Source organism: Parvibaculum sp., from assembly GCF_035511255.1.
Taxonomy (GTDB): domain Bacteria; phylum Pseudomonadota; class Alphaproteobacteria; order Parvibaculales; family Parvibaculaceae; genus Parvibaculum.
Map to the genome: position 1 here is coordinate 1 of NZ_DATKFR010000114.1, position 4,357 is coordinate 4,357.

Below are 4,357 nucleotides of genomic sequence, written 5' to 3' on the forward strand. Positions count from 1 at the left end.
TTCAGCTTGCCGATCATCGCGCCGCCTCTGCCTTGAGGATCGCCGCCGCGATGCGCGCATTGGCGCCGCCGGAATGCGCATGGCAGATCGCGATGGCCAGCGCGTCGGCGGCATGTTCGGTTTCGGCACCGCAGCCGGGGAGCAACATCTCGACCATCATCCTGATCTGCGCCTTTCCGGCATGGCCCGCGCCGACGACGGACTTCTTGATGTGGTTCGCCGCATATTCGGCGACGGGGAGCCCGGCACGCGCCGGCACGAGGAGCGCCATGGCGCGGGCCTGGCCGAGCTTCAGGGCCGCGACCGGATCGCGGGCGACGAAGACCTGTTCGACCGCCGCGCCGTCCGGCTCCCAGGTTTCGACCACTTCGATCAATCCGCGTTCGATCTCGACCAGACGTTCGGCCACGCCGAGCCGGTCGTTCGACGCGATGGTGCCGTTGGCGATGTGGGTCAGGCGCGCGCCCGTGACCTCGATCACGCCCCAGCCGGTGGCGCGCAGGCCCGGATCGATCCCGAGATATCTGAGTGAGGCCGGCATGTGCGTGGGCCCAGACGTTTCGTCCGCCCGGGCGGCGACGCGGCTCAATCAGGCCGACATCTTCTCCAGCACCGAATCGGACATTTCGAAGTTCGCATAAACCTGCTGCACATCGTCGTCGTCGTCCAGTGCGTCGAGCATTTTCAGCAGGGTCTCGGCCTTGTCGTCCTCGAGCGGGATCGAGTTCTGCGGCTTCCAGACGATCTTCGCCGAGCGCGGCTCGCCGAATTTCGCCTCAAGGGCGCGGGAAACCTCGTGGAGCTGCTCGGGGGCACAGAAGACCTCGTGGCCCTCGGCGCTCGACTGGCAATCCTCGGCGCCGGCATCGATGGCCGCTTCGAGCATGGCGTCGGCGGTCGCCACTTCGGGGGCGTATTCGACGCGGCCGAGCTTCGAGAACATGAAGGAGACAGAGCCCGTTTCGCCGAGATTGCCGCCATGCTTGGTGAAGATCGAGCGTACCGAACTCGCGGTGCGGTTGCGGTTGTCGGTCAGGGTTTCGACGATGACACCGATGCCGCCGATGCCGAAGCCCTCGTAGCGGACCTCTTCATAGTTCTCGCCGCCCTGATCGGTGCTCTTCTTGATGGCGCGTTCGATGTTGTCGCGCGGCATGTTCTCGGCGCGGGCATCCTGAATGGCGGCGCGCAGGCGCGGATTATATTCAGGATCGGCCAAGCCCATCTTGGCGGCGACGGTGATTTCCTTCGCGAGTTTCGAGAACAGCTTCGAGCGCTTCTTATCCTGCGCGCCCTTGCGGTACATGATGTTCTTGAATTGCGAATGGCCAGCCATGGCGACTCCGTCCCGTTGCGGGCGCCGTCCCGGCGGCCCGCTTTGCGCCGCCCCGAAAGCGGAGCGGCCTTCATCAATGCTGATGCCGGCTTTATAGGGGCCCGCCCCGCCAAAATCCATAGGCCCCGGCGCTGCGTTTCGTTTGCGCCAAAATACACGTATAACGTGTTGCCTAACTGATATCGCCCGTTTAACGTGTGTTTAACGAATCGCTACTACTGTGAGGATGTTCCGGTTCACCACAGGCGGTCGCCCAACCGCCGAGCCGGGGCAAATCGCAGCCGATCGCTGACCGTGGCCCGCCCAAACCCACGGCAGAGATCAGCCTCCGCAGGATGCGGTGGCGAACGCGCCCCGTTCATGGCCTCTCACCCACCTCGGATGCCATGGGCGGGGCGCATTAATTTTCAGCGCAATTTTGAAGAGATAGAGATCAGCCGCCGTAGATCGTCGTCGGCCAGGCGTAGGCCGGGCTGAGGGTGCGACCGAGGGCGGCTTCTTCCATGAAGCGGGCGACCAGGCGTTCGTTGAAGATCGCGTGGTATTTCGCGTGGCCTGCCGCCGCTATGGCGCGGCGCTCGTCGTCATGGGTCCTGAAGTAACGCAATTTCTCCGCAAGATCTTCGAGGCCGTCGTAGAAGACGAATTCCCGATCCGAAAATATCTCGCCATAGCCGGTCGAGCGGCCCACGAAGAGCATCAGGCCGTTACCCGCATATTGAGCGATGCGGTCCGACGAATAGAGGTAATGCTCGTCGCTGCGGTTGAGATTGAGGCCCATGCGGGCACTCGCGATCATGTCGAAATAGGCGGAGCCGAAGATCGGCGGCAGACCTTCGAGGCCGCAAAAGGCGTAGCGCGCTTCCGGCACGGCGACTTCGAGCCTACGCATGAAATCCGCGCGCCAGGGCGTGCCCTTCTCGCTGACGATGGTGCAGACGAGATCGTTCGGCTGGTCCGAACGGGCGAAACCTTCCATGTCTTCGATGGAGCGGTCGGCGGGATTGGGGATGAAGGCGATGCGATGCGTCGGCGTCGCATATTCCGCGATGGTTTGCCCCGCCGTCGTGATGAAGGTGATGTCGGCGGCCTCGGCGAAACGGCGAACGCGGGGCGGATTGACCGCCTCGAAGAGCGGATCGAGGTTGACGACCGCAATAGCCGGCGCGGGCTTCAGTGTCTTCAGCTCGCGCAGCGTGTCGTTGCGGATGATGTCGGCATGGACGAGCAGCACGAGATCGGGCCGGAAGTTGCGAGCGAGTTCGAGGAGACGGCGATTGGCCTCGCCCTGCCCGGCGCGGCCGATGCCGAGGCGACCCGCCTCGCGCGCCACGTCGCGGTCGCTCAGCGGCATCACCAGATGGCCGTTGCGGACGAAGCCGTTCGAGAGCTTGCGCACCGTCGCGTAGAAATTCGCGCCGGCCTTGCGCTCGTTGAAGTTGCCGACGATCACGACCCTCATTCAGGCAAGCTCCGTCCTCTTTCCCGCCATCGCGAAAAGCGCCGGCACCAGTCCGACCGCGCCGAGCCACCAGCTCTGCCAGAGACCATGGCTGACGCAGCTCACCACAAATACAACGGTCATGCAGGCCAAGGCCGTCGCATGCATCGATCCGGCCAACGCCGAGGCACGGCGCGCCACGGCGACCCATATCCATGCCGCCAGGAGAGCCCCCAGCGCGCCGAACTCATACCAGATTTCGAGCGCGCCGTTATGGGGATGCAGAACCGACTTCTCCGGGAAATAGCGATGCGCCATGCCCCAGTCGGGGACGAAGCGCGTCGCCTCGACGCCATGGCCTATCCAGGGCGCATGGACGACCTCGGCGGCGATCGCATACCAGATTTCGAGCCGCGCCCCGGCGGACGCCTGCGGCCAGTCGAAGTCGATATTCGGATCGAAATGCCGGAGCAAAAGGATGAACCACGGCATGACGAGGATCAGCGCGGCGCCGGTCCAGACCACGGCGCGGCCGGCAAAGCGCGGCCAGCGGCGCGCGATCCAGTAAACGGCGACGCCCAGGATCGCGGCGGTGAAGGCGGTCTGGCTCTCCGTCAGCGTGGTGACGGCGAAGGCCGCGAAGGGGAGGAGAAGCGCCAGTCGTTTCCAGCCGCTCTCCATCGCCGCGACGACAGCGGACCAGACGACGAGGACAAGGATCACCATCGGCCTGTTCGTGCCGACTTCCAGGCCCGTGGCAAGCGCCTTCTTGGAGGCGACGAGGGCGTAGATGGCGCCGTGGCTCAGCATGTTCGCGGCGGTGAGGGCGAGGCCGAAAACGGTGCTCCAGAGAAGGAGCGATCGCAGGTCCGCGCGATCGCTCTCTCCGAGGCCTCGCGCCGTGAAGAAGAGGAGCAGCGCAGTCGCCAACGATCCCGCGATACGGCTCGACCGGTCGAGGGCGAAGAGAGTGTCGGGCGCCCAGAGCGCCGACAGCGCACAGAGTGCGACGACAAGCGCGACCGCGATCCAGGGACCGCGCTCCATCGGCACGAAGGAGCGAAGCGTCCAATACCGGCCCACGACGGCGAGGATGGCGGCGGCCGGCAATACGCCGCCGAGCACGCGCGGCGCAAAAAGGCTGAGCCAGGGAACGAGGATCGCGACCAGAGCGAAAGCCGCGACATCGGGCCGCCGCAGCAGCCCGAAGGGTTTCAATATGTCATTCACGTTCTTGTCGTCCCCCGCCCGAGCCCCCGGCTTTTCAACCGTCTGGTCTACCCGTCTGGCAAAGCCCGCTTCAGCCTGCCGCCGATCCGCACCGGCTCAATGCGGCGCGCGAGCCCCCTGCCGTCCGTCTCGACGAAGACGCCGCACAGCGTCGCCGGGCCCAGCGCGGGCTGGAAGCGGCCGCTTGGAATTTTCGACAGGAAGCGGCTGACCGGCTCATCCTTGTCCATGCCGATGACGGAATTATAGTCGCCGCACATGCCCGCATCGGTCTGATAGGCCGTGCCGCCCGGCAATATCTGCGCGTCCGCGGTCGGGACATGGCTGTGCGTGCCGACGACGAGCGAGGC

General features: G+C 65.3%; 5 protein-coding genes. All 5 read right to left on the reverse strand.

Translation table 11 applies throughout. The features are described 5' to 3' along the window. Positions 1-13: 13 nt before the first annotated feature. Complete coding sequence (gene ruvC / locus VMR03_RS03935; protein WP_325402496.1) at positions 14-541, reverse strand: crossover junction endodeoxyribonuclease RuvC; 528 nt, start codon at positions 539-541, stop codon at positions 14-16. Between the two features lie 48 nt (positions 542-589). Next, entirely contained in the window at positions 590-1,336 is a 747-nt protein-coding gene (locus tag VMR03_RS03940; protein WP_325402498.1) for a YebC/PmpR family DNA-binding transcriptional regulator, read from the reverse strand. Positions 1,337-1,769: 433 nt separating this feature from the next. After that, a complete protein-coding gene (locus VMR03_RS03945; RefSeq protein WP_325402500.1) occupies positions 1,770-2,798 on the reverse strand; it encodes a glycosyltransferase in 1,029 nt (342 codons plus the stop codon). Beyond that, complete coding sequence (locus VMR03_RS03950) at positions 2,799-4,007, reverse strand: O-antigen ligase family protein (RefSeq protein ID WP_325402502.1); 1,209 nt, start codon at positions 4,005-4,007, stop codon at positions 2,799-2,801. A 47-nt stretch (positions 4,008-4,054) separates the two neighbouring features. Next, a partial coding sequence (locus VMR03_RS03955) for a YmdB family metallophosphoesterase (RefSeq protein WP_325402504.1) occupies positions 4,055-4,357 on the reverse strand: 303 nt, incomplete at its 5' end.